Below are 26,885 nucleotides of genomic sequence, written 5' to 3' on the forward strand. Positions count from 1 at the left end.
CCGGATGCGCCTGCGGCTCAGACCTCCTGGAGCTTGCGCTTGAGCACCTTGCCGGTGGGGTTGCGCGGCAGTTCGGCGAGGAACACCACCTCGCGCGGCACCTTGTACCGGGCCAGGTTGTCCTTCACGAACTCCTTGACCTCGGGTTCGGTGAAGGACCTGCCGTCGTGGACGACCACGAAAGCCTTGAGCCGCGCACCGAATTGCTCGTCCGCGACGCCGATGACCGCCGCCTCCCGCACCGCCGGATGCGTGTAGAGCAGTTCCTCCACCTCGGCCGGGAAGACGTTCTCGCCGCCGGACACGATCATGTCGTCGTCGCGGCCGTCGATGAAAAGCCGTCCCGCGGCGTCGAAGTGGCCGACGTCCCCGGAGGACATGAGCCCGCGCACGAATTCCTTGTTCCCGCCGCCGGTGTAGCCCTCGAACTGGATGCTGTTGCCGACGAAGATGCGTCCGGTCGCGCCGTTCGGCACGGCCCGCCCGCGCTCGTCGAGGATCTCCACACGCGCCCCCAGCACCGGTTTGCCCACGCAGCCGGGCTCTTCGGCCAGATCGGCGGGGGTGGCGATGGTGGCGTAGGCGACCTCGGTGGACCCGTACAGGTTGTAGACGACCGGTCCGAACGCCGCCGTCACCTCCCGGCACAGTTGCGCGCCCAGCTGGGATCCGGCCACGAACACGATGCGCAGCGCGGACAGGTCGTGCCCGGTGAGAGCCTGGCCACCCAGATCCATCATGCGCGACAACATGACCGGCACCGCGATCACCGTGGTGGCCCCGTGCCGGGCCATGGAGTCGATGGCGGCCTGCGGGTCGAAGCGGCGGCGGATCACCAGGGTGGAGCCGAAGCCCAGCGTCAGCACGGCGCAGGCGAAGCCGAGCGTGTGGAACATCGGGGCGCAGCATTCGGTCACCTCGTTCACCCGGAACGGGACCTTGGACAGCAGACCGCCCAGGGACAGCAGCGATTTCGGTTCCGCGCGGGGCGCGCCCTTAGGGGTGCCGGTGGTGCCGCTGGTGAGCAGGATGATCTTGGGTTCGGCCCCGGGCGCGGGCGGCGCGGCGGGCGATCCGGTGGCGATGAGGTGTTCGAGGCTGTCCTCGCGAGGCTCCTCGGTCCAGGCCCGGTAGCTGCCGCGCTTGGGGTGCACCTCGCCGAGCAGTTCGGCGTACTCGTCGTCGTAGACGAGCAGGTCGGTGCCCTCGCGGGTGGCGACGTCGCGGATCTGCGGGGCCGCGAAATCGGTGTTGAGCAGGATGATCCGGGCCCCGCACTTGGCGGCGGCGAAGATGGCGTCGATCAGGCCGCGGTGATTGCGGGCCAGCACGGCCACGCCCTCACGCGGTTTCAGTCCGCGTTCGCGCCAGGCGTTGGCGAGCCGGTTGGAGCGGTCCTCGAGTTCGGCGAAGGTGAGTTCGCCCAGTTCGTCGATGACGGCGGTGCGACCGCCGTAGCGCGCCGCGGACAGCCGCAGCCCGGCGGCCAGGGTGCCGTAGCGCAGCATGGCGGTGGCGGCGGCCAGCAGCACGGCCGGGGATTCCAGTCGCGCCAACCCGGCTTCCATGGCCAGGCGCGCGGATTCGGCCTCCAGGTAGGCCCGCTCCCCCACCGACTTGATCAGCCCGAATGTCATGCCTGACCACCCTGTTTCGATTGCACCCCGGACCTCCTCGTCCACCCCTGCGGATTGCGGGCATCTGCCCTCAAACTAACCGTACGGACCCGGGGCCGCGACCGGAACTGCCTATCATGGCGACCGTGACAGATCCGTTGTCGGCGAATCGGCGGAACTGGGATGCCCGCGCCGGCATCCACGCCGCCAGCCGTTTCTACCGTGATCACGATGCGAGCTACTGGTTCGCGCCCTTCGAATGGGATGCCCTGGGGGATGTGGGCGGCCTGGACGTCGCCCATCTGCAATGCCATCTCGGCACGGAGACAATCGAATTCGCGCGCCGGGGCGCTCGCGCGGTGGGCTTGGACTTCTCGCCGGAGTCGGTCCGGCACGCGCGCGAATTGGCCGGGGATGCCGTCGAATACGTGTGCGCCGACGTGTACGACGCGCGAGAAGCGCTGGGCGAGAAGAGTTTCGATGTCGTCTACACCGGCAAGGGCGCGCTCTGCTACCTGCCGGACCTGACCCGCTGGGCCCAGGTGGTCGCCGACCTGCTGCGGCCCGGCGGGCTGTTCTATCTGGTGGAATTCCATCCGCTGCTGCACGCGCTGGGACCCACGCCGCCGCCGGAGATCGATCCGAGTCAGCTCGTCCTGCACGACGACTATCTGGCCGGGCGCGGCGCGCAACGCCGCGACAGCGCGCACACCTACACCGACGGCCCGGATCTCACCTCCGACACCACCGCCTACGAATGGCGGCACGGTCTCGGCGAGGTGGTCACCGCCCTGCTCGACGCGGGCCTGCGCATCACCGGCCTGACCGAGACCGACACCCTGCCGTGGCCGCGCTGGCCGCAGATGGTGCCGACCGAGACCGGCTGGTGGCGGCTCCCGCCCGCGGATCCGATCGTCCCGGTGCTCTACGGATTGAGCGCCGTCAAGGATAGATAGCAACAAGCTATTGACTGGCGATCCCGACGGCGAGACACTTGAGTTCACACCGGAACACCAGGGCGAGCCATAGTGTCGAACGAGACGTCGGAAGACATGGGTGGCATGTTCGAGGAATCCGGCCAGGCCCCCGGCAAGCCAGTCGGATGGAGAGTAATCAGCGACGACTGATACTCCGAATTCGGTGGAGACTACCGGGGACTGATCTGTATATGGGGGAATTCGAGCCGGTCAGGCACCTATTTCGAGCCGCGTCCCGTGGGGACGCGGCTCGAGCTGTATCTCGGGTGCAGCGATCAGGCCAGTGTGACGACCGTCAGCGAGCCATCGGCGTGCTGGGCGCGCAGCCGCTTCTTGTCGAACTTGCCGACACTGGTCTTGGGCACCTCCGCGATGAAGGCCCAGTGTTCGGGCAGCTGCCACTTGGCGAACTTCGGCGCGATGAAGTCGCGCAGCTCTTCGGGTTTGGCCGCGGAGCCGTCGGCCAGCACGATGGCGACCAGCGGGCGCTCGTCCCACTTCTCGTCCGGGATGCCGATGACGGCGGCCTCGGCGACGGCCGGGTGGCCCATGACCGCGTTCTCCAGGTCCACCGAGGAGATCCACTCACCACCGGACTTGATGACGTCCTTGGAGCGGTCGACCAGGGTGAGGTAGCCGTTGGGGCTGATCTTGCCGACGTCACCGGTGCGCAGCCAGCCGTCGTGGAACTTGTCGGGATCCACCTCGGCGCCGGACGGCGAGTAGTACGCGCCGGTGATCCACTGACCGCGAACCTCCAACTCGCCCAGCGCTTCTCCGTCGTTCGGCAGCACCGAGCCGTCGTCGGCAACCAGGCGGGCCTGCACACCGGCCGGGAAGCGGCCCTGGGTGTAGCGGTAGTTCCAGGCCTCCTCGCCCTCGGCGCCGGCGGGCGGGTGCGCGACCGAACCCAGCGGGGAGGTCTCGGTCATGCCCCAGGCGTGCAGCAGCTTGACGCCGTGCCGCTCCTGGAAGGCCTGCATCATCGACGGCGGCACGGCCGCGCCGCCGACCACGCAGGTGCGCAGGTGCGAGATGTCCTGCGGCTGCGCCTGCAGCCCGGCCAGCACGCCACCCCAGATGGTGGGGACGGCGGCGGCGAAGGTGGGCTTGGCGGCGGCCATCATCTCCAGCAGCGGGGCGGGCTGCAGGAAGCGGTCGGGCATGAGCACATTGGCGCCGGACATCATGGCGGCGTACGGGATGCCCCAGGCGTTGGCGTGGAACAGCGGCACGATGGCGAGCACGGTGTCGGCGGCGTCGAAACCCATGCCGTTGGGCGAGATCACCTGCATGGCGTGCAGCCAGTTGGAGCGGTGCGAGTAGACGACGCCCTTGGGGTCGCCGGTGGTGCCGGAGGTGTAGCACATGCCGGCGGCGGAGCGCTCGTCGATGACCGGGAAGTCGTAGCTGTCGGACTGGGCGTCGAGCAGCTCGCGGTAGGAGTGCACGGTGACGCCCTCGGGAGCCTGGAGCGCGGCCGCGTCGCCATTGGCGACGATCACGTGGCGGACGGTCTTCAGGTTGGGCAGGTACTGGGCGAACATCGGCAGCAGCGAGCCGTCGACGATCACGACCTGGTCTTCGGCGTGGTTGGCCACGAAGACCAGCTGCTCGGGGAACAGGCGGATGTTCAGGGCGTGCAGCACCGCGCCCATCGCCGGTACCGCGATGTAGGCGACCATGTGCTCGTTGTTGTTCCACATGAAGGTGCCGACCCGGTCTCCGACGCCGATGCCCAGGTCACGCAGGGCATTGGCGAGTCGGGCCGCGTCCTGGCCGACCTCACGATAGGTCTGGGTGCGTAAGCCGTCGCCGGTCCAGGTGGAGACGTAGCTGTCGCCCTGGAAGGTGGAGGCGTAGCGCAGCAGTGTCGCGAGTGACAGCTGCTCGTCCTGCATGGTGCTCAACATTTCCCAACCGCTCCTTGCATGTACCTACGAGTGACGTGAACTGAGTCACTTGCGGCGAGCCTAGCCGAATTCGGATGTGAGCTGCGAGGAAGTCGTCCCGGGTCGAGGGACGAGGTCTCGGGCTGCGGACGACGAACCCCACCCTCGCCGTCCGCAGCCCGTTGCCGACCCGCCGCCGCCCAACACGACGACCAGCCGGCCCCGCGGTCCTGATCAGCGACACGGCGCGCTGACGACGCCCCCTGCGGCGGCGCAGAATAGCCAATCACTAACCAGGACAAGCAAATTGGAGCAAAGACTTCCGTGAATATAGGGAGTGTGACACCGGGCTGTCCAGTCGGGGACAGCGTCGCAGGTCAGACGGCGCTCACTGACCCGGACAGTGGGCAGTGAGAACGACATTCCGGCAACTATCGGCATCCGAATCCGGGCTCGCAAACCGGAGTGGCCGAAAATACCGATTCACTGACCGGCGATGTCTGCATGACCAGCGGTAATGCGCCCTACCGTTGCTGACATGCAGCGGGAGCCGTCCATTCTGATCATCGGTGCCGGATTCGCCGGACTGGGTATGGCGCTGGAATTGCAGCGCCACGGCCTGACCAACTTCACCATTCTGGAGAAGGCCGCCGACCTCGGCGGGGTCTGGCGGGAGAACACCTATCCGGGCGCGGCCTGCGATGTGCCGTCGCCGCTGTACTCGTGGTCGTTCGAGCCGAAATCGGATTGGCCGCGGCGCTTCTCGCAGCAGGCCGATATCCACGCGTACATGTGCACGGTCGCCGAGAAGCATGGCCTGCCCGCGAAGATCGAGTTCGGGGCCGAGGTGGTGGACGCCGAGTTCGACGAGTCGAGCGCGATGTGGCGGGTCCGCACCGCCGACGGCGTCACCCACCTGGCGGATGTGCTGATTCCCGCGGTCGGGCAGCTGTCCCGGCCCGCCATGCCGAATCTGCCCGGCATCGATTCCTTCACCGGCGCGGCGTTCCATTCGGCCGAATGGGATCATTCGGTGGATCTGACCGGTAAGCGGGTGGCGTGTATCGGCACGGGAGCCAGTGCCATTCAATATATTCCGGCGATCCAGCCGAAGGTCGACCATCTGACGCTGTTCCAGCGTTCGGCCGCCTGGGTGCTGCCGAAGTTCGATGTCGAGTACACCCGGCTGCATCACGCCCTGTTCGAGTACGTGCCCGGTGCGCGGCTGGCGGAGCGGTTCGCCATCTGGACCTTCTTCGAGGTGATGGCGTTGGCGCTCACCGACATTCCGGCGATCAAGCATCCGGTGATCGCGATCGCCGACCGGCACCGCGCCAAGCAGGTTCCGGACGAGGCCCTGCGCACCAAGCTGACCCCCGACTACGCGGCGGGCTGCAAGCGCGGCCTGTTCTCCAACGAGTATTTCCCCGCCCTGTCGCAGCCCAATGTGACGGTCGAGACCACCGCCATCGAGGCGGTGACGCCCAACGGAATTCGCACCGCGGACGGCGTCGAGCACCCGGTCGACGTGATCGTCTACGGCACCGGTTTCAAGGGCACCGAGTTCCTGGCCCCCATGCACATCTACGGCCTGCACGGCCGCAAACTGGCCGACGAGTGGTCCCCCGAGGGCGCCCGCGCCTTCCTGGGCATGTCGGTCCCCGGTTTCCCGAACCTGTTCCTCATGTACGGCCCCAACACCAATGTCGGTTCCGGCTCCATCATCTACATGCTGGAGTCCCAGTCCCGCTACATCCGCCAGGCCATCTCCTATTTGTCCCGCCGCCCCGGCCGCTACCTGGCCGCCACCCCCGAGGCGGAACAGTCCTGGGACGACTGGCTGCAGCGCCGCCTGAAGGACACCCCCTGGAACTTCTGCTCCAGCTGGTACCGCAACGCCTCGGGCCGCATCACCAACAACTGGCCCGGCGCCACCCTCCTGTTCCGCTGGAAAACAACCAGATTCACCCCCGCCGACTACCTCGAATCCGAGGCCTCCCGCCGCTGACCCAGCGGATGCGACCCCCGAGCCCCCAACCAGGTAGACTGCCGACGACCCGGCCTCGGCCGGGCGGTCAGCCCTCGTAGCTCAGGGGATAGAGCACCGCTCTCCTAAAGCGGGTGTCGCAGGTTCGAATCCTGCCGAGGGCACACTTTCGGCCGCAGGTCAGGCCGTTTTCTTGCCCGAGTCCGCACCCTTAGCCCCCGGACCGGTACGCAGAGAGTGCGCCGTTGCGAAACCCGTGCGTGCCTTGTTGAGCTTGCCCGCCACGTCTTCAAGAGCGGCGCGCGGAGCGCGCCGCTCCGCGACGGGCTCTCGCTCAGAATCAACAGGCGCGGCTTGATTTCTGACCAGTTCGCCGGCCGCATCGGTCCGGTTACGCCGCCTCCACCGAGGACGGCAGTGTTCAGCGGAACATAAGTCGTCCATAAGGTTCCATCCGCAAGATCACTGTCGATCACGAGGATGCGGAAGGATCGGCATATGCGTTTCAGGGCAGTGGCTTCGGCGGTGCTGGTGGTGGCCGGGGCGGTAGTACCCTGCATGGCGGCGGGACAGGCGCAGGCGGATGAGCCGTGGTGCGGGGCCTCCCGGCTGGGCCTCACAGTGCAGCCCGAGCTCGGACAGCCCGGCGGAAGTCAGCGCACCGCGAGCGTTGTGCTGACGAATCTGTCTCAGGAATCCTGTGTCCTGCAAGGCTTCCCGGGAGTCGATCTGGCCGCGGTGGGCGACAATGGCCGCGCCTCGCTGCCCCGAACCTCCGAACAGGGCCAACCGGTCCACCTGCCCCCGGGAGGTCAGGCCAAGAGCACCCTGACCTACGCGACCGGCACCAGTACCCCCACCGAAATCATCGTCACCCCACCCGATTCCACCACCCAACTGCATGCTGTCTGGCCTGCCGCTCTGGGCTCGATCATGGTATGGCCCGAAGGTGCGACCCATCCGGGCACCTTCATCGGTCCGCTGCGCGGCTGAGCGCTCGCCGGGATTGTGCCCGTGCTCCCGTAACCGACAGTTCGTAGGCTGGTCCGTCAGGTCCAGCGGGCCATCATCGCCGCCGCGCACGCACCAAATGATCAGTTCGTACGCGGGCACTTACTGACGAGCAAAACGCGCTGCATTCGGCATGAGCGGATGTTCTGCACCGCTCCAGGTTCCGGCTGCCGGCGCCCGCGCTGGCCGGTTCGGTCAGCGCGGCATGCGGCATTTGCGGATACCCAGTCAGATACGGCCAGACCGGTCAGCTAGCCCAATTGGCAGCGAGGGTGAGGCAGAACGGGTGGCCGCTCGGATCGAGCAGCACCCGCCAGCTTTCACCCGGTTGGAACTCGGGCACCGTAGCGCCCAACTCGACCAGTTGCTTACTGGCCATCTCGAGGTCTTCGACCGCCAAATCCAGGTGGAACTGCTTGGTTCCATTCTCGTTCGGCCAGGTGGGCGGCTGATAGCCCGCGACCGTGCCGAATCCCAGCGCGTGGTCTGGACCAGTGAGCATGGCGTACTCGTCCTGCACGTGGGCGATCTCCCAACCGAGCGCGGCCGCCCAGAACTCCGCGTCTCGGCGCGCGTCGGCACTGTCCAGGGTGAGCATCTTCAGCGTGGCAACTGCCATGGATCTTTCCTCTCCGCAACAACATTGCTGTCAGCCCAGTCTGGATCGCCGACGCCGCCCACGATTGTAAGAACGCGACACCGGCCGCTGCCGCTTCGACGACTCATCGAATGAGGCGCCGTGACCCGACCACCGGATCCCGAACGGCTGCGCGAGGCGACGGCCACCGACGAGGGCGCTCCCGCAGCCAAGGGCGACTAGATCGGTTTCAGCAGATCCGTCACGAACACCGCAGTTCGTGATGGTCTTTGCCGTGCCCCCAAGACTTGGGGCGATCTCGAGTCCATGCGCTGCGGTATCTTCCATGCGATCGCCGCACCCTGGTCGGCGCGCAGAGGAAGCACGCCACTTGTTCAACAAATCCTTTGCGGCCGCCGCCCTCTCGGTGAGCGCCGCTGCCATTCTTGCGGCACCACCCGCCGCCGCCGACCCCGTCAACTGGGGCGCCGTTTCCCTCAGCGCGTGGGGCAACGTCTACGCGTTTTCGGTCAACCACCCGACGGAAGCCGACGCCATTCGAGCCGCCGACCGAACGTGCAAGGGTCAAGGCATCATCGACTGCCGGATGATGGTGACGTTCGCGAACGGCTGCGGTGCAGTCGTGACGAGTCCACTCGCGATCGTCGCAGGGTTCCCGATCGTGGGCTTCGGTAAGGGGGCGACCCCGGGGGAGGCATACGCAGACGCCACCCGCAACCTCCCCACCGGCACCGGAAGCGTCGGCTCGTTCAATCGCGAACATGCCTGCACCCAGCCTTGATCTAGTTCCAGCAGGTCCTCGGCAGTAGCGGATGTTCCGCCGACCTCGGATCGGCACGGCCAGTTGATCTTCCGATGCCCAGCGCTGGCCGGTTCGGTCAGCGCGGTATGCGGCAATAGCGTGCGTCGCGAGAGCCAGCGAGGACGAGGCGGACGTTCAGGGCGGGCCAGCCGTGCACCGGCATCAGCCGGGGCAATAGGCAGTCTCGGCGGCGTTCACGAAGGCCATCGCCGAGCCGAACTCGCCTGGCTCTTCGCTCGAGAACTCGACCAGACTGTGCTTCGATAGGCCGCCCGCGAGCAGATTGCCCCGGCTCGAAGTAGCGGTGCCCTCCCGCACGGACACCAACTAGTGTGCGGTCTGGGAGGCGGCGGCGGTCTCGTCCAGGTCGGCGAGCGAAAGCAGGTGGCGGGGCGGGGAATCCCGAATAATGCTGGACCGCACGTGCAGATGCTCGGTGACATGGAGCAGTTCACCGGAGGCGAGGAGCCTCCATCCGGGGTCGTTGTCCATGCGTTCGGTGGCGATGACGACAGCGGGATAGTCGGTCAGCACGCCACTGCTGGCGCGAATGCCCCTATGACTCGTGTGGTCGAGCCGCTGATCGCCCTGTGCGCCACCGGCGGCACGCTCGAGGACATACAGGTCGTGGGTGTCGGGATAGCGCAGGGCCCACAGTTCGGTCGCGGTGGTGAGAATCATGTTGAGTGCGTAGAGCGGCAGCCGGTCGGCGATCCAGCCGACCGCGTCGGTGATGCCCGCGGTGACATCGCCCGCGTGATGGTCGATCCGGGCCGTGATCAGGGCGAAGAAGCGCTCGGAGTCGGTGTCGCCGTGGACGAGTTGGCGATAGTCGCCGAGTTCGCGCTCCAGCTCGTCGAGCCCCTCCAGCACCCCGTTGTGCGCGAACAGGCGTCCGTGCTGCTCGAACGGATGGGTATTGCGCACGTTCAGCCCGCCCGTGGAGGCGAAGCGGACATGTGCGACGAAGGTTTCGGATTCGCGTTCGCGGGCCTCCTGCGCGAAGAGCTGATCCTCGTAGGCGGCGATCGGCTGCTTCTCCACCAGCGGCGCGCCCGTAGCGGTGAAAGTACCCAGGCCCACGCCGTCAGGTTCGCGGTGACTTTGCCGCGACAGGCTGTCGGGCGCCTTCAGCAACCAGAAGGTGGCGCGCACCCGCTGCGGCGCGGCTGAGAGTCCGAACAGGCGGCACATGACCCCTCCCACAAGAAGCGAAGACGCGCGGACTGCACGGCCGGGCTGAGGGAAGATAGAGCCATGTCAGGCAAGCCGTCGGTGCTCGAGCATCATCGTAACCCCGAGCATGTACGCGATGGATCACCTCACCACCTAACCCGACGGTGCGCACACCGCCCGCAGGGATAACCCACGGCATGCCCGGATCCGCAGCACCTAGCGCTGACCGGTTCGGTCAGCGCGGTAGCGTTCATGCCCAAGATCGAATAACTTGTCGAGGCATCGCACGGCAGGATCGGTGTCGGCGTCCGCGTTGCGCCCGGCGGCTGTGGCGGCAGGGCGCTGGGTCGGTTCTACTGCGTGGTCTTGCGCGTCGGCAAACCAAGCTTGGCCGCAAGCGCCTCCAGCAGCTCGACCTGCTGCTCCGGGTTCGAGGGCAGCAGATGGATCGCGATGTGCATCTCGTCGGCGCCGACGGCTGAGGCATGGTCGAGGTCGCTCAGCGCGGTGTCGGTGAAAGCGCTGGGAGATGGGTACTGGTCGCGACGGCTCGGGAGCGTATTCACCACGACGGTGCCTGTGCCGCCGGCCTCTCGGTACCAGCGGACGTTTCTACGGGTGTCGTCCCAGTCGACCGCGGTGGTGATGAAGCCGTCCGCAATGCGGGCTGCCCGTTCGATCGTGTGACGGGTTATCGCGCCGATGAACAGGGGCAGGGTGCCTGCGTACGGCTTCGGGCCGACCATGGACAGCGGGATCTGGTAGTGCTCGCCATCGAACTCAACGGGGTCGGGTGCCCAGCATGCCCGCATCGCGGCGATGTGCTCGACGAATCCGGCGCCTCTGCGGCTGGCCGGCACCCCCGCCGCAATGAACTCCTCGGGGATGTAGAACGGTGGCAGCCGAGTGCCGCCGCCTTGGCCGACGCCGACATCCAACCGACCGCCGGACAGTCGGTCGAGCGTGGCCAGTCGACGGGCCAGGTTGATCGGCGAGTGGAAGATCGAGTTCACGATGTCCGTGCACACGCGGATCCGCTGGGTGTGGGCGGCCGCCCAGCTCAGCACCTCCAGTGAGTCCCAGACGTGGGACTCGGGCAGGCCCGCGTCGTTGTTCCAGTGCGGTCCGGCAGGGATCAGGAGCCGATCGCTGGCGGACACGGAGTGAAACCCGAGCCGTTCGGTCGCCTGGGCCACTGCGACGATGGCGTCCGGACCGGCATGTGGGCCGACGTAGGGCAGGCTGACGCCGATGCGCGGAAGATTCATTCCGATACTCCATTGTTGACCGTTGGGTGCGGAACGCTCAGGTGAGGCGTCCCTTCGGGTCTTAGTCGGAGCGGGCAGCAGAATTTTGCGGTCCGGCACCGCAAGAATGCGTCACCGGCTCCGACTTTATGGTGAACGGTGCCTCGAGGGCGCCGCCTGACCATCGAAGGAGACGCTGTGAAGTTCTTGTTGATCATGCACAACAACCCGCAGATCTGGGATGCGCTGACCGAAGAGGAGCGCCAAAAGGTGATGAGCGGCCACGGCGCGTTCATGGAGGCCGTCACCAAGTCGGGGGAGATGATCAGCACCGCGGTACTGGCCGACCCGTCGCAGAGCGCTGTGGTCAGGGTCCGGGGCGGCGTTCCCGCGGTGACCGACGGGCCATACCTCGAGGCCAAGGAGTACCTCGGCGGGTATTACATGGTGGAGTGCGGCAGCCGGGAACGTGCGCTGGAGCTGGCCGCGCTCATCCCGGACGCCGGTGTAGAGGGCCTCGGCATCGAGGTGCGGCAGATCATCTTCGAAGACACAGCCGACCGCTGAGCACCCCGTGAAGTTCCTGCTGAATCTCTATCTGAGCACTGCGGCCGTACAGGGGGAAGGATTCGACCTCGAGCAGTCGTTGGCCGCGACCGGGCGTGCGGGGGAACTGATCAACGCTCACCTTCTTGCTGATCCGTCCATCAGCGCCGTGGTACGGGTTTCGGATGGCGCGGTGACCGTGACCGAGGGCCCGTACCTGCAGGCCCCGGATCATGTCGCCGGCCAGTTCTTGGTCGATTGCGAAAGCCGCGAGCGCGCCGTGGAACTGGCAGCTCTGCTACCGAGCGGTCAGATCGGTGCCGTGGAGGTACGTCCGTTGATGGACTCGGCCGGGATGGAGATGTGAGCGCGTCCGAACGTCTCGAGGACCTGCTGCGCGACCTGGCGCCGCAGGTTCTCGGGGTGCTTCTGCGCCGCTACGGCGGGTTCGAGGAATGCGAGGACGCGGTCCAGGAGGCGTTGCTCGCCGCGGCGCTGCAGTGGCCCGCCGAGGGTCTCCCGGAAAACCCGCGGTCCTGGCTGATCACCGTCGCCGCCCGCCGTCTGGTCGATCAAGTGCGCAACGAGCAGGCACGCCGCCGCAGGGAAGTCACCGCAGCCGCGCGGGAGACACCGGACACAGACCTTTCGCCGCCGCCGGGCGACGAAAGCCCCGGCGACCAGGACGACACGCTCGCACTGTTGTTCCTGTGCTGCCTTCCGGCACTGACGCCCGCTTCTCAGGTTGCACTCACGCTGCGGGCCGTCGGCGGGCTCACCACAGCCGAGGTGGCGCGGGCCTTCCTCGTGCCGGAGGCCACCATGGCGCCACGGATCAGCCGCGCCAAGCAACGGATAAGGGCAGCAGGAGCGTCGTTAGCGATGCCGGGCGCCCAAGAATGGGCCGAACGGCTGGACGCTGTCCTGCACGTGCTCTACCTGATCTTCAACGAGGGCTACACCGCCAGTTCCGGACCGGATCTGCATCGCAGTGAACTCACCACAGAGGCGATCCGCCTCACCCGAATGCTGCACCGGTCCTTGCCGGATGACGGTGAAGTCGCCGGGGTTCTGGCGCTGATGCTGCTGACCGACGCCCGCCGTGCGGCCCGCACCGGCCCGGACGGTGCCCTCATTCCGCTGGCCGAGCAGGACCGGAACCGGTGGGACGCCGCCTTGATCGAAGAGGGCACAGCGCTGGTAACCGCCGCCATGTCCTCCTCGCCTATCGGCCCGTACCAACTCCAGGCGGCGATCGCTGCGCTGCATGTCCAGGCACCGCGGGCCGCGGATACCGACTGGGAGCAGATCCGGATCCTGTACGAAATCCTGAGCCGGATCGCGCCGAATCCTATGGTCACGCTCAATTACGCCGTCGCGGTCGCGATGACCCACGGTCCCCAGGCGGGACTCGAACTGCTGGAAGGACTGGACAGCGACCCTCGGATCGGCCGACACCACCGCCTCTACGCCGTTCGCGCCCACTTACAGGAGCTGGCGGGCGAGTTCGCCGCTGCTCGGGCGAACTACCGTCTGGCGGCCCAGCGCACCACAAGTCTTCCCGAACAGCGCTACCTTCGAGACAAGGCGGGCCGACCCGACCGATAGCGGCCGGCAAGCGAAGGTCGTTGGACGACTGCCTACGTCCTGTCGCGGCTCATCACCCGGTTGCGGGAAAACGATGGCGGGCTCAAACGGTCAGTGCGTCACCGCTGTTCAGGTGGCCGGCGTAGACCTCGGCGGGACTGCAGTGGCCTTGGGTTCGTTTCACGCGAGGGGGCATCTGTTGACCGAACAGGCAGTCGGAGAAGATCTTTCTCCGACCGAAACAGACGCGGCGCCGACAGCTCGGTCATTGCGCAAGCAGCGAATCATCTGGGCCATCGCCGTTTGGCCTCCTGACCTTCCCCGTCTGGCTGATTTCGCTGCTGCTCGTATCCTCCTGGCCATCCAACGATGACCTCACCCGGATCGTGCAGGTTCAGCCCAGTCCCGACGGCCGGGTAGAGGCCGTCACCGAAACCTTCTACAACGTGATCGACCCCTCGTGCCGAGTCTGGCTGCGTGAACCCGACGGCCTGTTCGCCCGCCGTGTCCTGCTCTGGCGGAGAATCGAATCCGGCTGCCCTCACATCCGGTTCCTCGACAACACCACGATCAGCATCGACCAGCGCGACGGCCAACCACCCCTGACCACCACCTTCGATCCGGACCGCATGCAGGTGGCCGAGTCCTTCGTGTCATAGCTCCGACCGTCGTCGGACCCACCCACACAAGCACTTTCACTACCGGGGCTGTTCGGCGACTTCTCCCGAGCAGGTTGGCCAAGCGTGAAAACTCAGCGCTCAATTCCCATCAGCGGGCGGTCGGGTTATGTGGAGAGGGGTTCCAAGTCGCCGGGTGTCCAGGTTTGGTCGTAGAAGGTTTTGCCGGGGCCGTAGAGGCGGACGATGACGAAGAAGCCTTTGCCGGGAACTGTTCGGAGCCAGTTCTTTTCGCCGATGCCGACGGGCTTGTCGGGGCCGAAGCCGATGGTGTGGGAGCCGTCGGGGTTGGTGGCGGGTTTGTCCATGGTGTTGATCGAGGGGAACCGCTGTCCGTTGTCGAGTCCGGAGGCGGTGACCGGGTCGTAAAGCGCGACCGACCAGAACAGTTTCGCGGGTATGTCGGCGGGCAGGGTCAGGGTGTAATGGCGGGCGCCGTCGAGACGGTCGCCGTTGGTGTCTCGCATGGTTACCGGGTATTTCGCGCCCTTGTCGACAAGGTTGACAACCATGGCCGGTGAGTCGGAATAGGCGGAGGTGAAGTAGCCGGCGCGTTGTTCCAGGTTGGTGAAGGTTCCGCTGGATTGGAATTCGGTGTTCTCGCCGGCGAAGACGTTGAGCCACGGGCGGTTCGGGAAGTAAGTGCCGCCGGGCTCGTTCGGAAGCAGGTCGGTGATGGCGACCTTGGACAGGGCGAATGCGGTGCGCGCGGCTTTGTCGAGCAGTTCGCGCTGGTGCGGGGTGGGGGTGAAGGCTCCGCCCTTCTCGATGCCGAGGGTGTGCAGGAACCCTCGCATGTCCAGGTCGGCGGGATCGACGGCTTCGGCTTGGATGAATCGGTCCAGCATGTCGAAATATGAACCGTCGCGAGGGAACAGCATGTCGAGTTCGACGCCGGAGGCATGCGGGAATTCCATCGGCACAGCGCTGTTTTCGGAGCCCAGCGGGTAGATCACGGTGGCTTTGATCCGGGCGACGGTCGCGCTCAGGTCGGTGGGGTCGTCGAAGAACGATCGCCAGAACAGGAAGACGTTGTCCGTTCTGGAGCGGTAGACGAATCCGGAGTCGGGTTCGTCACCGGTGTACCCGGGTGAGAGCAGGACGTATCGTCCGCCCTCTCCACCGTCCGGACCGACCAATCCGACATCGCCTTTGTGCTGGTGCCCGTCGATGATCGGTCCGAGGATGGGGCGCTGCCAGAAGTCGTCGAGGATGCCCTGCACGCCCGGGGGAGCCTCGATCACCAGGGGGCCGTGGGCGGCCAGGTCGAGGTAGCCCATGGCGTAGACAACATCGAAGTTCGGTGTGGTGACCAGGGTTTTGGCGTCGATACGATCCTGCCACACGGGCAGGATGTGGTAGCCGCCGCCGAAGCGGCGGTCGGACGCTTCCTTCATCGCCCAGATGTTGATCGCGGGCAGCGCCCACAGATACGCCTGCACCGCCCTCTGGAACAGCAGTTCGTCGCGCAGTACGCCGACGGTGTCCGGTGTGGGAAATCCATCCTCGAAACGGGAATCGGCCAGGTCGTCATAGCGCGTCATCAACACTCCTCTTCGATGCCGGAAGCGGGGAAGTCATTCGGGTCAGGCCGGTTGGATCGCCGGTGGCTGCCATGTGCCGTCGGTGATGGGGGCCTTGCCCCAGTAGGCGCGGATGTAGAGTGAGAACGGTCCGGGAGGCGCTGGGAGCCAATTGGATTCGCGTTCGGGTCCCGGGGATCGGGTTCCGGCGTGGAGGGTCAGCGACCCGTCGGGGTTGCGCTTCAGATCCTTGTTCTTGGTGCCCAGTGAATACCGTTTGAGCTCGTTGGGGTTGAACAGGTGCTTGTCGTTGTAGAGCGTCAGCGACCAGAATCCCTGTACGGGTGGCTCTTGCCCGACCGCGAAAGTGACGCTGTAACTGCGATTGCCGTCCAGTGGTGCGCCGGTGGCGTCGTTGTCGGTGTAGAAGTACTGGGTTTCGATGGGCCGGTTGTCGAACATGTTCGACTTCGAGGTGCCGGTGCGGTTGAAGTAGTCCAGGCCGTATTGGGCGTTGTTGACCGAGCGGTTCCAGCCGTTGCCGGCGGGGCGGCCATTGTGTGCCCATGCGAAGAACTGTTTGATGACGTCGTTTTCGGTAGCGACCGCGGTGTCGGTGAGAAGCTGCTTCAAAGAAGGGTTCTTCTCCGCGGCGTCGAGCAGGCTGCGGAATTGACCGTAGAGCCCTTCCTCACCCGGCAGCGGCGGCACCTGGTCCAGGACGGAGGCGAATTGGTCGAAGAACTTCTCCGGCACGACCCATTTCGTTTCGCCGCCCTCGGACGAGCCACCCGACAGCGACGGAAGTTTCGACCATTCCTTGGTTTTCATCTTCCCGTCGAAGTCTCCGAGCGGGTAGATCATCACCTGATTGATCACCGACTGGATCGCGGTGCGGTCCTCGGGGGTGTCGTCCATGAACACGCGCGGGATGGCATTGGCGATGCGGGTCGGGCTACGCAGCACCTTCTGGACGCCTTTGGGGGTGTCGCCGTTCCAGTTCGGCCCGGCCAGCAGATAGAACCCGGACTTGGTGCCGTACGGCTCACCGAGCTGCCCGAACTGATCGGTGCGATGGTCATACAGTGCGTACACCCAGAATCGATCGCCGAAGTCGGGGACCTGCACGATGACCGGCTGGGCGTCGAGGTCGAAGTAGGCGAGCCCGTAGACGACGTCCTGGTTGGGGCAGGCGACAAAGGTCTCCGCCGGGTCGATGTAGCTCGACAGCATGCTCAGATAGCCCTGCGGCGCGGCCGGAACCACCCCGTTGAGCAGTCCGGGTTCAGGGGCCTGGGTGATCTGGTCGTGACGGTTGCGCATGTTGACCAGCGGCCACCCCCACACATAGGCGGTCTGGGCGATCGTGCGCGCATAGGAGTCGAACATCTCGATCCCGGTTACCGGCTTGGTCAGCTCCGCCGAGGACCCCGATGCGGGCGCGTCGATCTCGACCGCGTTCTTCTGGTTCAACGGGGCCGCCGACGTAGTCGACGAGCTGCTACCGCTGGAACCCGAATCACTCGAACACGCCGCGAGCGCCGCTCCCGCGCCAAGCGTGACGGTGGCCAGGCCCGCGCCCCGCAGCGTCGCCCGTCGCGAGAACCGCGGCTGAGGCGGTGAGCTGTCCTTGTCTCCGGCGATGGCCGAGTTTCCCATGCGCATTGCCCACCATTTGCCCAAAGCCCTCTCCTGCCTGATTAGTTGACGAGATGTCCATAAAACAGCAAATGAAATGCCACGCTAACACCGCAAAAGTAGATAACTAAAGATTCTCCGCACTCTGGCGGGTGGGCGCACCGGCCAGTCGGACAAGGTCACTCAGCTCGGCATTACAGCGCGTACGCAGTGCGTACGCAGCAGCGCCACATGGCACCGGCTCCCACCAACAGGCCCAACGATGATTCGCCCCGGTCAGACCAACCCCGCCAACGCTGCCAACCACTCACATACCGGGCAAACAGACTCAGGAGGCTCTACGAACGCGAGTGTCGCAGGTTCGAATCCTGCCGAGGGCACAAGCTCCACCGCAGGTCAGGCCGCTTTCCGGTATGCGTCCAATCTGTGTGACCTGCTGCGCGTCAGTCCTGCAGCCAGTCCAGCTCGTGTGCAAGGGTTTTGGCGACGGTACGGATGCGGCGGTGTAGTGGTGACTGCACGCGTGGGAGGACCAGGTGGATGGTCAGGGTGGGTGCGCCCCGCAGTGGTCGCCAGGTGAGACCGGCCGGTTGCGTCGTGACCGCGACTTCGCCGGCCGGAGCGAGGGTGAGCCCGTCGCGTAGGTCGTGTTGAGACATGTCGAAAGAGACTGCGGGCGTGTGGAATCGGGGGCTCGGGCGGATGTCGCGGAAGAGCGCGGACAGCTGATCGTGGATGACGGGGTTGGCCGTACGGTCCGGGAGTCGCAGCGGGTACGCGGCCGCATCGGCGATCTCGATCTCCGGGTGTTCAGCGAGCGGATGATGCTGTGCCAGTTGGACCCCGACGCGCATACGCCGCAGCAGGAACCGGCGCACGCCACGGCCCGGCTGTTCACCGCGGGTGATGCCCGCGTCGATGCGGCCGTCGGCGACCGCGGCGGAGATCTCCGGTGTCGCCATCGGGACGGCACTGACCTCGAGTCCGGGGCTGCTGCGAATGAGCCTGTCCACCAGGGCCGGTGCCGTCTCGGCCCCCGCGCTGAGGCTGTATCCGATGCGCAGCGTGCCCAGTTCACCGGCCCCCGCGTTCCGGGCGGTGTCCCATGCCCGGTCCAGCGCCGCCAGCGCGGGCGGCGCGGACTCCGCCAAAGCCGCACCGGCCGTGGTCAATACGACGCTACGCGTGTTGCGGACCAGCAGACTGGTACCGAGTTCCGCCTCCAGTCGGCGCATCCGGGCACTGAGTGCGGGCTGCGCGATACCGATTCGTGCGGCCGCGCGGGTGAAGTTCAACTCCTGCGCCAGCACCAGAAAGTACCGCAGGCTCACCGTATCCGGCGCCACATGCCCTCCCTGCTGATTGATAACGATCCGTTCTGAGTCTATCTCGTTCCGGTCTTTCCCTCGACCGCACATCAAGCCCTAACCTGCGGATATGACGATTCAATCGACCGTGGTAGCCGCAGGAGGCAGTCATGCATAAATTGGTGGTCCTCTATCCCAAGCCCGCCGACCCCGACCACTTCCGCGACTACTACGTGAACAACCACCTTCCGCTGGTCGCGAATTGGCCCGGCGTGCTCGCGTGGCGCTACAGCTTCGACGTGGCGTCGCGGAATGGAGATGCGCCGTATTTCGCGGTCTTCGAAGCCGATTTCGCTGACGCCGACGCCTTGGCCGCGATGCGGGCGTCGGAGTACGGCAAGCGGGCGGCCGACGATGTCGTCAACTACGCCACCGGCGGTGTGGACGTCATCGACTATCCGGTGCAGAACGGCATCGGCTGAGGCAGGGCGGCACGCTCCGGTCGGCCGACGTCCCCGGCCGAGCGCGGTGGTCAGGCTGCGCTGCGGTGTGATGCCCGCCTTCGGGCTACTCCCTGCTTCGGGCCGAGCACGGCCCCGCGACCACCACCGTGGTGGCTCCGGATTCAGCGGACGTAGCGGGTGTGGACGGCGTTGGCGAGGGCGGTGTCGCCCTGGGTCGACGGGTGGAAGGGGAGGCCGTCGATTCCGGTGCGGGGGTCGAGGATTCCGTTCAGCCAGGGCTGCGAGGAGCAGAGGTCGTGGCCGGCGGTGAGGGTGCGGGTGTCGAAGAAATCGATCCCCAGCAGCTGGGCGGCTTCTCGTTGCGCTACGTCGATGCGGTCGAGGTACTCGACCAACGCGCGGCCGCGGGGATTGATGAACGGCGCTGCGCCCAGGATGGAGAGGCAGATGGTGCTGCTGCCCGGGGTGAAGAGTTCGGGGTAGCCGACCGAGACGATGCGGGCGTTCGGGGCGTAGTACTTGATGTAGGTGACGGCGTTGCTCATTCGATGGGCCATCAACTCACCGGAGACACCGGTGTAGTCCGTCATCCGGCCCTGGGCGACGGAATCCGTGTCACAACCCTGTTCGAGGTTGAAGACGCAGGAATGCAGGGAACTCCACAGTGTCCGAGCTGATGCTCCCCATCTGTCGTTCATCCCGAACTGGAGTGTCACCAGTTTCGTGTTCGGCCCGAAAGCGCCCGCTGTCGCCGCCCGCGCCGCTTCCTGACTCAGGGTCCATCCGGGCCCGGTGTCGATCGACGCACCCGGACACGAGGCGTCGGACACCCGCTCGGTCCCGTACACGTCCATCAGTTTGGCGAGCTGCACCGGCCAGGCCGTGGGCCCGTGACGATTGCAACCGTACGAATCGTCGAAATGGTTCCAGTCGTTGGCGGAGAACGAGTCCCCCAGCACCACAAGCTCTTTGCCCGCCGGAGCCGGTTCCGCGACGACGCCGCCCGCCGTCGCCGTGGTGACCGCGACCGCCGCGATGGCGGCGCATATCCACCGCCTGCCATTACCCAGCGGCCCCGGGCGTCGCGGGTTCGAATCCCGCGCAGGGCACATGGTCAGTGTCCGTATCGGGTGTGGATCGCGTTCGCGAGGACGGTGTCGCCCTGGGTCGACGGGTGGAAGGGGAGGCCGTCCATTCCGGTGCGGGGGTCGAGGATTCCGTTCAGCCACGGCTGCGGGGAGCAGAGGTCGTGGCCGGCGGAAAGGGCTCGGGCGTCGAAGAAGTCGATGCCCAGCAACTGCGCGGCTTCTCGCTGGGCTACGTCGATGCGGTCGAGGAATTCCACAAGCGCGCGGCCGCGCGGGTTGACGAACGGTGCGACGCCCAGGACGGAGAGGCAGATGGTGGTGCTGCCCGGGGTCAAGACCTCCGGGTAGCCGACCAGGACGATGCGGGCGTTCGGGGCGTAGTACTTGATGTAGGTGACGGCGTTGCTCATTCGCTTCGCCATCAGGGCGCCGGAGACACCGGTGTAGTCGGTCATGCGACCCTGCTCGACCGAGTCGGGATCACAGCCCAGTTCGAGGTTGAAGACGCAGGACTGCAGGGATGTGAACAGGGTCTGATCCGAGCTTCCCCATTTGTCGTTCATCCCGAATTGCAGTGTCACCAGTTTGGTATTCGGACCGAATGCGCCCTCTTTGTCGGCACGCTGCGCCTGCTGGGCCATGGTCCAGCCGGGACCGCTGTCGATCGAGGCACCCGGGCACGAAGGGTCGGATACCAGCTCGGTTCCGTGCACGCCCATCAGCTTGGCCAGCTGCACCGGCCAGGCGGTGGCGCCGTGCCGGTTGCAGTCGTTCTTGCCTTCGAAGTGATCCCAGTCATTGGCGGAGAACGAATCCCCCAGCACCACAAGCTCTTTGCCCGCCGGAGCCGGTTCCGCGACGACGCTGCCCGCCGTCGCCGTGGTGACCGCGAGCGCCGCGATGGCCGCGCACATCCACCGTCGGCCAGTACCCAGCGACCCAACAGACACTATCGACACCCCGAATCCAGACTGAAGCGAGATCTTTTCAACTCAACCGGGCAGCGTATCCGACCGGAGGCCCGCCCACCCCGATTTCGGGAGGCATCAGGTCGTGAGCCCGCGCAGGAGCTCGGCGACTCGGGCTCGGTACGCGTCGACGTTGGCGGCCTTGATGGACTCGTAGCCGCGGATCATGTCGGGCAGGTCGGCGATTTCGACGGCCAGAGCGTGGGTGCCGGGATTCAGGGCGTCGAGAACTTCCGTGACTGTGGTGCGGTATTCGGTGATCAGGGCGCGTTCGGTCCTCCGGATCGCGGCGGGACCGAAGGGGTCCAGGCGGGTGCCGCGGAGGCGACGGCAGGCCACCAGCGCGCGGTAGACGGGACGGAACCAGGGTCCCAACTCCAGTTTGTTCTTCATGCCGAGGGCCCGCAGGGCCGGGGGATGCAGGCGGTAGGAGATGCGGGCGCCGGGACCGAATTCGGCTTCGACAGCGCGGCGGACTTCGGGAGCCAGGGAGAGGCGGGCCACCTCGTATTCGTCCTTGTAGGCCATGAGTTTGTACAGGTTTCGGGCGACGGATTCGGTGAGAGCGGTCGAGCCGGGGACCCGTTCGGATTCGACGCGGAGAACGTGGGCGACGAAAGTGCCGTATTGCCTCGCGTAGCTGAGGTTCTGGTACTCGATCAGGTCCGGGACGCGGATGCCGAGCAGGCGATGCAGCTCCGAGTCGGGCTCGGCGCCAACGGTCGCGATGAGGTCCGCCGCCGAATTCGACAGTGGCCGAACAGGTTCGATCCGCCCGCGGGCTCGCTCCAGCGCGGCAGCGAAGGCCGCGGGGTCGGCGACCGACAGCCGGCCGTACCGGAACGCGGCCGTATTCGCCTCGGCTTGAACACCATTGAGGACAATGGCCTCCTCGATGGCGGCGGGCGGCAGCGGTAGCGCCCCCGCCTGCACGGCCGCGCCCGCGAGCAGCAGATTCGCGAACTGATCCGCGCCGAGCAGCACGTTCGCCGCGCTGCGCGCATCGAGGAAGCGGGCATCGGCGGCAGCGGCCCGGATCGTGTCCTGGATGGGCCCGGACGCGGGGAAGGAGACGGTGGGGTCGATGACCATCTGCCCGGTCGGGACCTCACTGGTGGAGATCACCGCGACGGTCCGGGCCGGGTCGACGGCCGCGAGGTAGCGGGGTTCCGCCGCGACGAGCAGGTCACAACCGAGATAGAGGTCGCACTCGTCGGCGGTCGCCTTGCTGCCCTGTTCGATCGGCTGGTCGGAGAACTTGAGGTCGGAGACGACGGCGCCGCCCTTCTGCGCGAGCCCGGTCTGATCTAGCGCGCGGACGCGATGCCCGGCGAGGGTGGCCGCGGTGCTGAGCAACTGGGCCAGCGTCACCACACCGGACCCGCCGACGCCGGTGATGCGTGTCGTGTGGGTGCCGACGAAGGTTCCGGGCGGGTCGGGCAGGTCGTCCGGGTCGAGGGCCGCGGGCGCGGTCCGGGCCTTCTTGCCGGCCGGAACGACGGACAGGAACGACGGGCAGTCCCCCGCCAGGCAGGACCGGTCGATATTGCAGGAGGACTGGTCGATACGGGTCTTGCGGCCGAATTCGGTGTCGAATGGTTGCACGGAAAGGCAATTCGACTTCTGCCCGCAATCACCGCAGCCCTCGCAGACGCGTTCATTGATGACAATGCGGTCCACCGGGGTGGGCGCGAGCCCGCGTTTGCGTTTGCGCCGCAGCTCGGTGGCGCACTCCTGATCGTGGATCAACAGGGTGACACCGGCTGTGCGGGACAGGGTTTCCTGCGCCTCGATCAGACGGTCACGGTGCCAGACCTGAACTTCCTTGGGCAACCGGACTTTTCGATACCGCTTGACGTCCTCGGTCGTCACGATGATCCGCGCGACGCCCTCGGCGAGCATGGCGGTGCAGATCGCCGGCACCGGCATCACCCCGACGGCCTGCTGACCGCCGGTCATCGCCACCGCCGAGTTGTACAGCAGTTTGTAGGTGATGTGACTGCCCGCGGCGATCGCCGCACGTACCGCCAGGCTGCCCGAATGGTGGAAGGTGCCATCGCCGAGATTCTGGATCAGATGGCTGCGGGAGAGGAACGGCGCCATGCCGATCCACTGGGTGCCCTCGCCACCCATCTGGGTCAGGCCGGTGATGTCGCCGACCTGGTCCGGGCTCATCAGGGACACCATGCCGTGGCAGCCGATGCCCGCACCGACGGTGGCCCCGTCCGGCGTCTTGGTGGAGACATTGTGCGGGCAGCCCGAGCAGAAGTACGGCGTTCGGGTGACGAGTGGCAGTGCGCGCGAACCGATTCCGGTGCGGCGGTGGCCACGCCATTGCTCGGCGGAGGGGAATCCGCCGATCGCGGACAGTCGGACGGCCAGCTTCGCGGCGATGATGTCCGGGTCGAGTTCGCCGTCCGCGGGCATGAACACCGTGCCGTCGGGCAGCCGCTTGCCGTGGACGGGGGGCGCTCCGGGGCTGCCGTACAGCAGGTCCTTGACCGCGAGTTCGAGGAAGGGCCGCTTCTCCTCGATCACCAGGATCTCGTCGAGGCCCTCGGCGAATCGTCGGACGATCGACGGCTCGAGCGGATGAATCATCCCGAGCCGCAACAGCCGGACGCCGCGGCGGGCGAGCTCGGCTTCGTCGAGGCCGAGCATCCGCAAGGCTTGCCGCACATCGAGATACGTCTTGCCCGCGGCGACGATCCCCAGCCGGTCGCCCGCGCCGGACCGGGTGATCCGGTTGAGGTCGTTGGCCAGGGCGTAGCGGCGCGCGAGCTCGAGCCGCGCGCCCTCACGACTGCGTTCGAGCACTCCCAGCGTCGGCTGCAGGACGTGCGCGGTCACCTCGTGCCGGTAGGCGGCGCCGTCGACCGTCAGGTCGGGCACGACGGGCCGCACCCGGTCGGGGTCCAGATCGACCGTCCCCGAACCGTCCGCCACATTGGTGGCGATCTTCAGCGCCACCCACAGTCCGCACGCCCGCGACATCGCCACCCCGTGCAGCCCGAAGTCCAAGGCCTCCTGCGGATCCGCCGGATACAGGGTCGGCAGGCCGAGATCGGCCAGCAGCCCCTCGGACGCGCCGGGCACGGTGGAGGATTTGGCGGCCGGATCGTCTCCGACCAGGGCCAGCACCCCGCCTTCGGGGTGGGTGCCCATCAGGTTCGCGTGCCGGATGGCGTCGGAGGCGCGGTCCAGGCCCGGCGACTTGCCGTACCAGAGCGCGAGGACGCCGTCGACTCGCTTGTCGTCCTGGGTCGCCGCCCATTGCGTGCCCTGGACGGCGGTCGCCGCCAGTTCTTCGTTGACCCCGGGGCGGAACACGATGTCGTGCTCGTCGAGCAGCGCCGCATTGCGGGCGAGTTCGGTGTCGTAGCCGGCGAGCGGCGAGCCCTCGTAGCCGGAGATGAAGGCGGCGGTGCGGCGTCCTGCCCGCTGGTCCGCGCGCCGCAATTCCAGTGGCAGCCGGGCCAGCGCCTGGATGCCGGTGAGGTGCACGGCTCCGGTCTGCCGGGTGTAGCGGTCCGACAACGCTGCCGGGGCGATCTGATCGGTCATGGGGATGGCTTCCTGCGTGAGGCCGCGTCAGGCGACGGATTCGCGAGCGCCGCAGGCGGTTCGGAGCGCGGCGGCGAGATCGGCGGCGGGTGTGTCGGATCCGGAATCGGTCGACCAGGCGATATGCCCGTCCGGCCGGACCAGGATGGCACCGGCCACGCCGATGCCGAATCGAGCCGTGTCGAGGTCGAGATCGTGTCCGACGATGAAGGCCCGGCAGGGAATTCGCCCGGACACCTCGGACAGTGCTGTGGCCCAGCCGGTTCCGGACGGCGCGGCGATGAGGGTGAACCAAGGCCCGAGCAGGTCGAGGGTCGACACCGTGCTGCCCTCGTGTGTGGTCCACGCGTGCGGCAGGCGAGCGCCGAGCACCGCGGTGGCGATCGGATCGGGGCCGTCCTCCTGCTCGCCGTACACGTAGGCCAATTCCTGGTCCAGGTCGTCGAAATGCGCTCGGTGCCGGGGAATCGCCGTGGCCAGCAGCTCGCGCTCACGCTGGGCGACGGACGGTTCCGCGCTGTCGAGGCGCTCGGCGATCTGGACGGTGAGCGGACCGATTCCGGCGTCGAACATCTTCAGGGCATTGGCGACACTGCGCTCGGTATTGCTGAGCGCGACCACGCTGCGCTCGGTTTCGTAGGTGTCGAGCAGGGTTTCCGGAGCCCAGCCGCCGAGTACCGCGGCCAGCTTCCACCCCAGGTTGTCGGCGTCGGCGAGTCCGGTGTTCATGCCGAGCCCGCCGGTCGGCGGGAACTGGTGCGCGCTGTCGCCGGCCAGCAGCACCCGGCCCTTGCGGTAGCTCTCGGCCGTGCGGGCGGCCATGGTCCAGGCACCGACCGACCGGATGTCGACGGCGAGGTCCGGGCTGCCGACCGCGGTGCGGACCAGGTCGACGCAGCGCTGTGGGGTGTAGTCCGACAGCGATTCCAGGTCCGGGTCGAACGGCCGGTTGAGCGTCCAGCGATGCTTGCCGTCCATGCCGATGAGCACGCCCGGTGACGCGGCGTTGATCATCCAGATCAGCAGGGCCGGATCGGCGTCGGTCCACGGCGACAGGTCGGCGTGGAAGTAGATGTTCACCTGGTGCCCCAGCTCGGGCAGTCCCGCCATGCCGATGCCGAGGTCGGCGCGGAGCGTGCCCGCCGCCCCATCGGCCGCGACCAGGTACCGCGCCGCGATGGTTCTCGTCGCGCCCGCGGATTCGACGGTGACCTCGACCTGCTCCCCGGTATCGACAGCGCGGACCACGTCGGTGTCGAAGTGGAGCGTGGCCAGACCCTGTGCCCGCAGCGCGTCGAGCAGCCGCTGCTGCACCCGATCCTGTGCGCAGGAGGTGATCAGCTCCGGAGAGGCGTTGCCGCGGCGCGCGATTCGCTCCGCGCCGCCCTCGGCCAGATTGATCCGGCCGAGCGGCTCGCCCGCGAGGGTCTGCTTCCAGACGATGTTCAGCATCCACTCCGGCGCGACCGCGTCCTCGGTGACGGCCGCGGCGATGCCCCACGCGCGCAGCAGTTCCATCGATCGCGTATTGACCACGTGGGCCCGGGGGTGCGGATTGACCGCCCCGTAGCGCTCGCAGACGATGCTCGGAATACCGTGTCGCCCCAGCACATACGCGGTCGCGAGACCGACCGGGCCCGCTCCGGCGATGAGCACCGGGGTCTGTTCGGCCGCGCTCACGGCCGCCGCACCAGGTCGGCGAGCGGCTCGCCGGACTCGAAGCGGGCGACGAGGTCGTCCGCGTCGAATTCGACGCCGATGGGGTTGGCGTCGAACGCGCCGGAGTCGAAGAAGGCGTCCAGCTCCGCGTCGGTGGCGAAGTTGTCGATCTGCAATTCGATGTGGTTGCCCTCGGGGTCCTCGTAGTACATCGAGGTGGTGGGGCCGTGGTTGATCGTCCAGAACGGTTGCACGCCAACGCTCTTCAGGCGCTGATAGGTGCCGAGCAGATCGCCGAGCGTGTCATAGGTGAAGGCGACGTGATGCAGCCCGGTATGGGCGTCGCTGGGCCGCTGGGACGCGCCGGTGGCGAGGAAGGCGACGCGATGATGCTCGTCGTCGTAGGTGACGAAGGCCAGCATGTCGGTGCCGAACACGAGGCGGCCCTCGAGCACCTGCACGTACCAGTCGACCATCTCCGGCAGGCGGCCGGTGCGCAGGACGACGTGGGCGAGTTTGGCTGGTGATGCCATGAGCGGACTCTCCTTCGAGCCGAGA

General features: G+C 67.0%; 22 protein-coding genes and 1 tRNA gene. 10 read left to right on the forward strand and 13 right to left on the reverse strand.

Going from position 1 to position 26,885, the window contains the following annotated elements:
* Positions 1 to 17: 17 nt before the first annotated feature.
* Positions 18 to 1,637 carry an acyl-CoA synthetase gene (locus ACWEOI_RS01580; protein ID WP_452358675.1) on the reverse strand — a complete coding sequence of 540 codons (1,620 nt, stop codon included), beginning with the start codon at positions 1,635 to 1,637 and terminating at the stop codon, positions 18 to 20.
* Positions 1,638 to 1,753: 116 nt separating this feature from the next.
* Between ACWEOI_RS01580 and ACWEOI_RS01585 the strand changes: the two genes are divergently transcribed.
* On the forward strand, positions 1,754 to 2,572 hold the full coding sequence (locus ACWEOI_RS01585; RefSeq protein WP_452358676.1) for a class I SAM-dependent methyltransferase: 819 nt from the start codon (positions 1,754 to 1,756) through the stop codon (positions 2,570 to 2,572).
* Between the two features lie 296 nt (positions 2,573 to 2,868).
* Here the strand turns inward: ACWEOI_RS01585 and ACWEOI_RS01590 are convergent, their stop codons facing one another.
* The gene (locus tag ACWEOI_RS01590) at positions 2,869 to 4,506 is read right to left on the reverse strand and encodes a long-chain fatty acid--CoA ligase (protein ID WP_433670589.1); all 1,638 of its coding nucleotides are present in this window, start codon (positions 4,504 to 4,506) and stop codon (positions 2,869 to 2,871) included.
* A gap of 517 nt (positions 4,507 to 5,023) precedes the next feature.
* On the opposite strand from ACWEOI_RS01590, the gene ACWEOI_RS01595 reads away from it, so the two are divergent.
* From ACWEOI_RS01595 to ACWEOI_RS01605, 3 genes are all read left to right on the forward strand, one after another.
* On the forward strand, positions 5,024 to 6,493 hold the full coding sequence (locus ACWEOI_RS01595) for a flavin-containing monooxygenase (protein ID WP_452358677.1): 1,470 nt from the start codon (positions 5,024 to 5,026) through the stop codon (positions 6,491 to 6,493).
* 70 nt (positions 6,494 to 6,563) lie between these two features.
* Positions 6,564 to 6,636: transfer RNA gene (locus ACWEOI_RS01600), tRNA-Arg, on the forward strand.
* A gap of 334 nt (positions 6,637 to 6,970) precedes the next feature.
* Positions 6,971 to 7,465 carry a DUF4232 domain-containing protein gene (locus ACWEOI_RS01605; protein ID WP_452358678.1) on the forward strand — a complete coding sequence of 165 codons (495 nt, stop codon included), beginning with the start codon at positions 6,971 to 6,973 and terminating at the stop codon, positions 7,463 to 7,465.
* A gap of 265 nt (positions 7,466 to 7,730) precedes the next feature.
* Here ACWEOI_RS01605 and ACWEOI_RS01610 read toward each other — a convergent pair whose 3' ends face one another.
* On the reverse strand, positions 7,731 to 8,102 hold the full coding sequence (locus ACWEOI_RS01610) for a VOC family protein (protein ID WP_357089235.1): 372 nt from the start codon (positions 8,100 to 8,102) through the stop codon (positions 7,731 to 7,733).
* Positions 8,103 to 8,451: 349 nt separating this feature from the next.
* Between ACWEOI_RS01610 and ACWEOI_RS01615 the strand changes: the two genes are divergently transcribed.
* On the forward strand, positions 8,452 to 8,862 hold the full coding sequence (locus tag ACWEOI_RS01615) for a DUF4189 domain-containing protein (protein ID WP_387455384.1): 411 nt from the start codon (positions 8,452 to 8,454) through the stop codon (positions 8,860 to 8,862).
* Between the two features lie 348 nt (positions 8,863 to 9,210).
* Here ACWEOI_RS01615 and ACWEOI_RS01620 read toward each other — a convergent pair whose 3' ends face one another.
* Both ACWEOI_RS01620 and ACWEOI_RS01625 read right to left on the reverse strand, forming a co-directional pair.
* Complete coding sequence (locus ACWEOI_RS01620; RefSeq protein WP_452358679.1) at positions 9,211 to 10,077, reverse strand: class II glutamine amidotransferase; 867 nt, start codon at positions 10,075 to 10,077, stop codon at positions 9,211 to 9,213.
* Positions 10,078 to 10,412: 335 nt separating this feature from the next.
* Positions 10,413 to 11,327 carry a TIGR03619 family F420-dependent LLM class oxidoreductase gene (locus ACWEOI_RS01625; protein WP_433670585.1) on the reverse strand — a complete coding sequence of 305 codons (915 nt, stop codon included), beginning with the start codon at positions 11,325 to 11,327 and terminating at the stop codon, positions 10,413 to 10,415.
* Positions 11,328 to 11,504: 177 nt separating this feature from the next.
* Between ACWEOI_RS01625 and ACWEOI_RS01630 the strand changes: the two genes are divergently transcribed.
* From ACWEOI_RS01630 to ACWEOI_RS01645, 4 genes are all read left to right on the forward strand, one after another.
* Positions 11,505 to 11,873: a YciI family protein gene (locus tag ACWEOI_RS01630; protein WP_433670584.1), complete on the forward strand. Its 369-nt coding sequence runs from the start codon at positions 11,505 to 11,507 to the stop codon at positions 11,871 to 11,873.
* A gap of 7 nt (positions 11,874 to 11,880) precedes the next feature.
* On the forward strand, positions 11,881 to 12,219 hold the full coding sequence (locus ACWEOI_RS01635) for a YciI family protein (protein WP_452358680.1): 339 nt from the start codon (positions 11,881 to 11,883) through the stop codon (positions 12,217 to 12,219).
* Positions 12,216 to 13,460: a sigma-70 family RNA polymerase sigma factor gene (locus tag ACWEOI_RS01640; RefSeq protein WP_433670581.1), complete on the forward strand. Its 1,245-nt coding sequence runs from the start codon at positions 12,216 to 12,218 to the stop codon at positions 13,458 to 13,460. The genes ACWEOI_RS01635 and ACWEOI_RS01640 overlap by 4 nt, the downstream gene beginning before the upstream one ends.
* A gap of 365 nt (positions 13,461 to 13,825) precedes the next feature.
* Positions 13,826 to 14,098, forward strand: a complete 273-nt coding sequence (locus ACWEOI_RS01645) for a hypothetical protein (protein WP_452358681.1) — start codon at positions 13,826 to 13,828, stop codon at positions 14,096 to 14,098.
* 125 nt (positions 14,099 to 14,223) lie between these two features.
* Here the strand turns inward: ACWEOI_RS01645 and ACWEOI_RS01650 are convergent, their stop codons facing one another.
* The 3 genes from ACWEOI_RS01650 to ACWEOI_RS01660 all read right to left on the reverse strand — a co-directional run bounded on the left by ACWEOI_RS01650 (position 14,224) and on the right by ACWEOI_RS01660 (position 18,623).
* A complete protein-coding gene (locus tag ACWEOI_RS01650; protein ID WP_452358682.1) occupies positions 14,224 to 15,660 on the reverse strand; it encodes a DUF1254 domain-containing protein in 1,437 nt (478 codons plus the stop codon).
* A 42-nt stretch (positions 15,661 to 15,702) separates the two neighbouring features.
* Positions 15,703 to 17,298 carry a DUF1254 domain-containing protein gene (locus ACWEOI_RS01655; protein WP_452358683.1) on the reverse strand — a complete coding sequence of 532 codons (1,596 nt, stop codon included), beginning with the start codon at positions 17,296 to 17,298 and terminating at the stop codon, positions 15,703 to 15,705.
* Positions 17,299 to 17,720: 422 nt separating this feature from the next.
* Positions 17,721 to 18,623, reverse strand: coding sequence for a LysR substrate-binding domain-containing protein (locus ACWEOI_RS01660; protein WP_452358684.1), 903 nt, complete (start codon positions 18,621 to 18,623; stop codon positions 17,721 to 17,723).
* A 131-nt stretch (positions 18,624 to 18,754) separates the two neighbouring features.
* Here ACWEOI_RS01660 and ACWEOI_RS01665 point away from each other — a divergent pair, with 131 nt between their 5' ends.
* A complete protein-coding gene (locus tag ACWEOI_RS01665) occupies positions 18,755 to 19,066 on the forward strand; it encodes an EthD family reductase (RefSeq protein ID WP_452358685.1) in 312 nt (103 codons plus the stop codon).
* 143 nt (positions 19,067 to 19,209) lie between these two features.
* On the opposite strand, the gene ACWEOI_RS01670 is transcribed toward ACWEOI_RS01665, so the two are convergent.
* The 5 genes from ACWEOI_RS01670 to ACWEOI_RS01690 all read right to left on the reverse strand — a co-directional run bounded on the left by ACWEOI_RS01670 (position 19,210) and on the right by ACWEOI_RS01690 (position 26,860).
* Entirely contained in the window at positions 19,210 to 20,160 is a 951-nt protein-coding gene (locus tag ACWEOI_RS01670) for an SGNH/GDSL hydrolase family protein (RefSeq protein WP_452358686.1), read from the reverse strand.
* A 2-nt stretch (positions 20,161 to 20,162) separates the two neighbouring features.
* Entirely contained in the window at positions 20,163 to 21,086 is a 924-nt protein-coding gene (locus ACWEOI_RS01675; protein ID WP_433670575.1) for a GDSL-type esterase/lipase family protein, read from the reverse strand.
* A 96-nt stretch (positions 21,087 to 21,182) separates the two neighbouring features.
* Positions 21,183 to 24,668, reverse strand: coding sequence for an indolepyruvate ferredoxin oxidoreductase family protein (locus ACWEOI_RS01680; protein ID WP_452358687.1), 3,486 nt, complete (start codon positions 24,666 to 24,668; stop codon positions 21,183 to 21,185).
* A 27-nt stretch (positions 24,669 to 24,695) separates the two neighbouring features.
* A complete protein-coding gene (locus tag ACWEOI_RS01685) occupies positions 24,696 to 26,348 on the reverse strand; it encodes an FAD-dependent monooxygenase (RefSeq protein WP_452358688.1) in 1,653 nt (550 codons plus the stop codon).
* Positions 26,345 to 26,860: a VOC family protein gene (locus tag ACWEOI_RS01690; protein ID WP_433670571.1), complete on the reverse strand. Its 516-nt coding sequence runs from the start codon at positions 26,858 to 26,860 to the stop codon at positions 26,345 to 26,347. Before ACWEOI_RS01690 ends, ACWEOI_RS01685 begins: the two co-directional genes overlap by 4 nt.
* Between the last annotated feature and the right edge of the window lie 25 nt (positions 26,861 to 26,885).

This window comes from Nocardia sp. NPDC004340 (assembly GCF_053602575.1).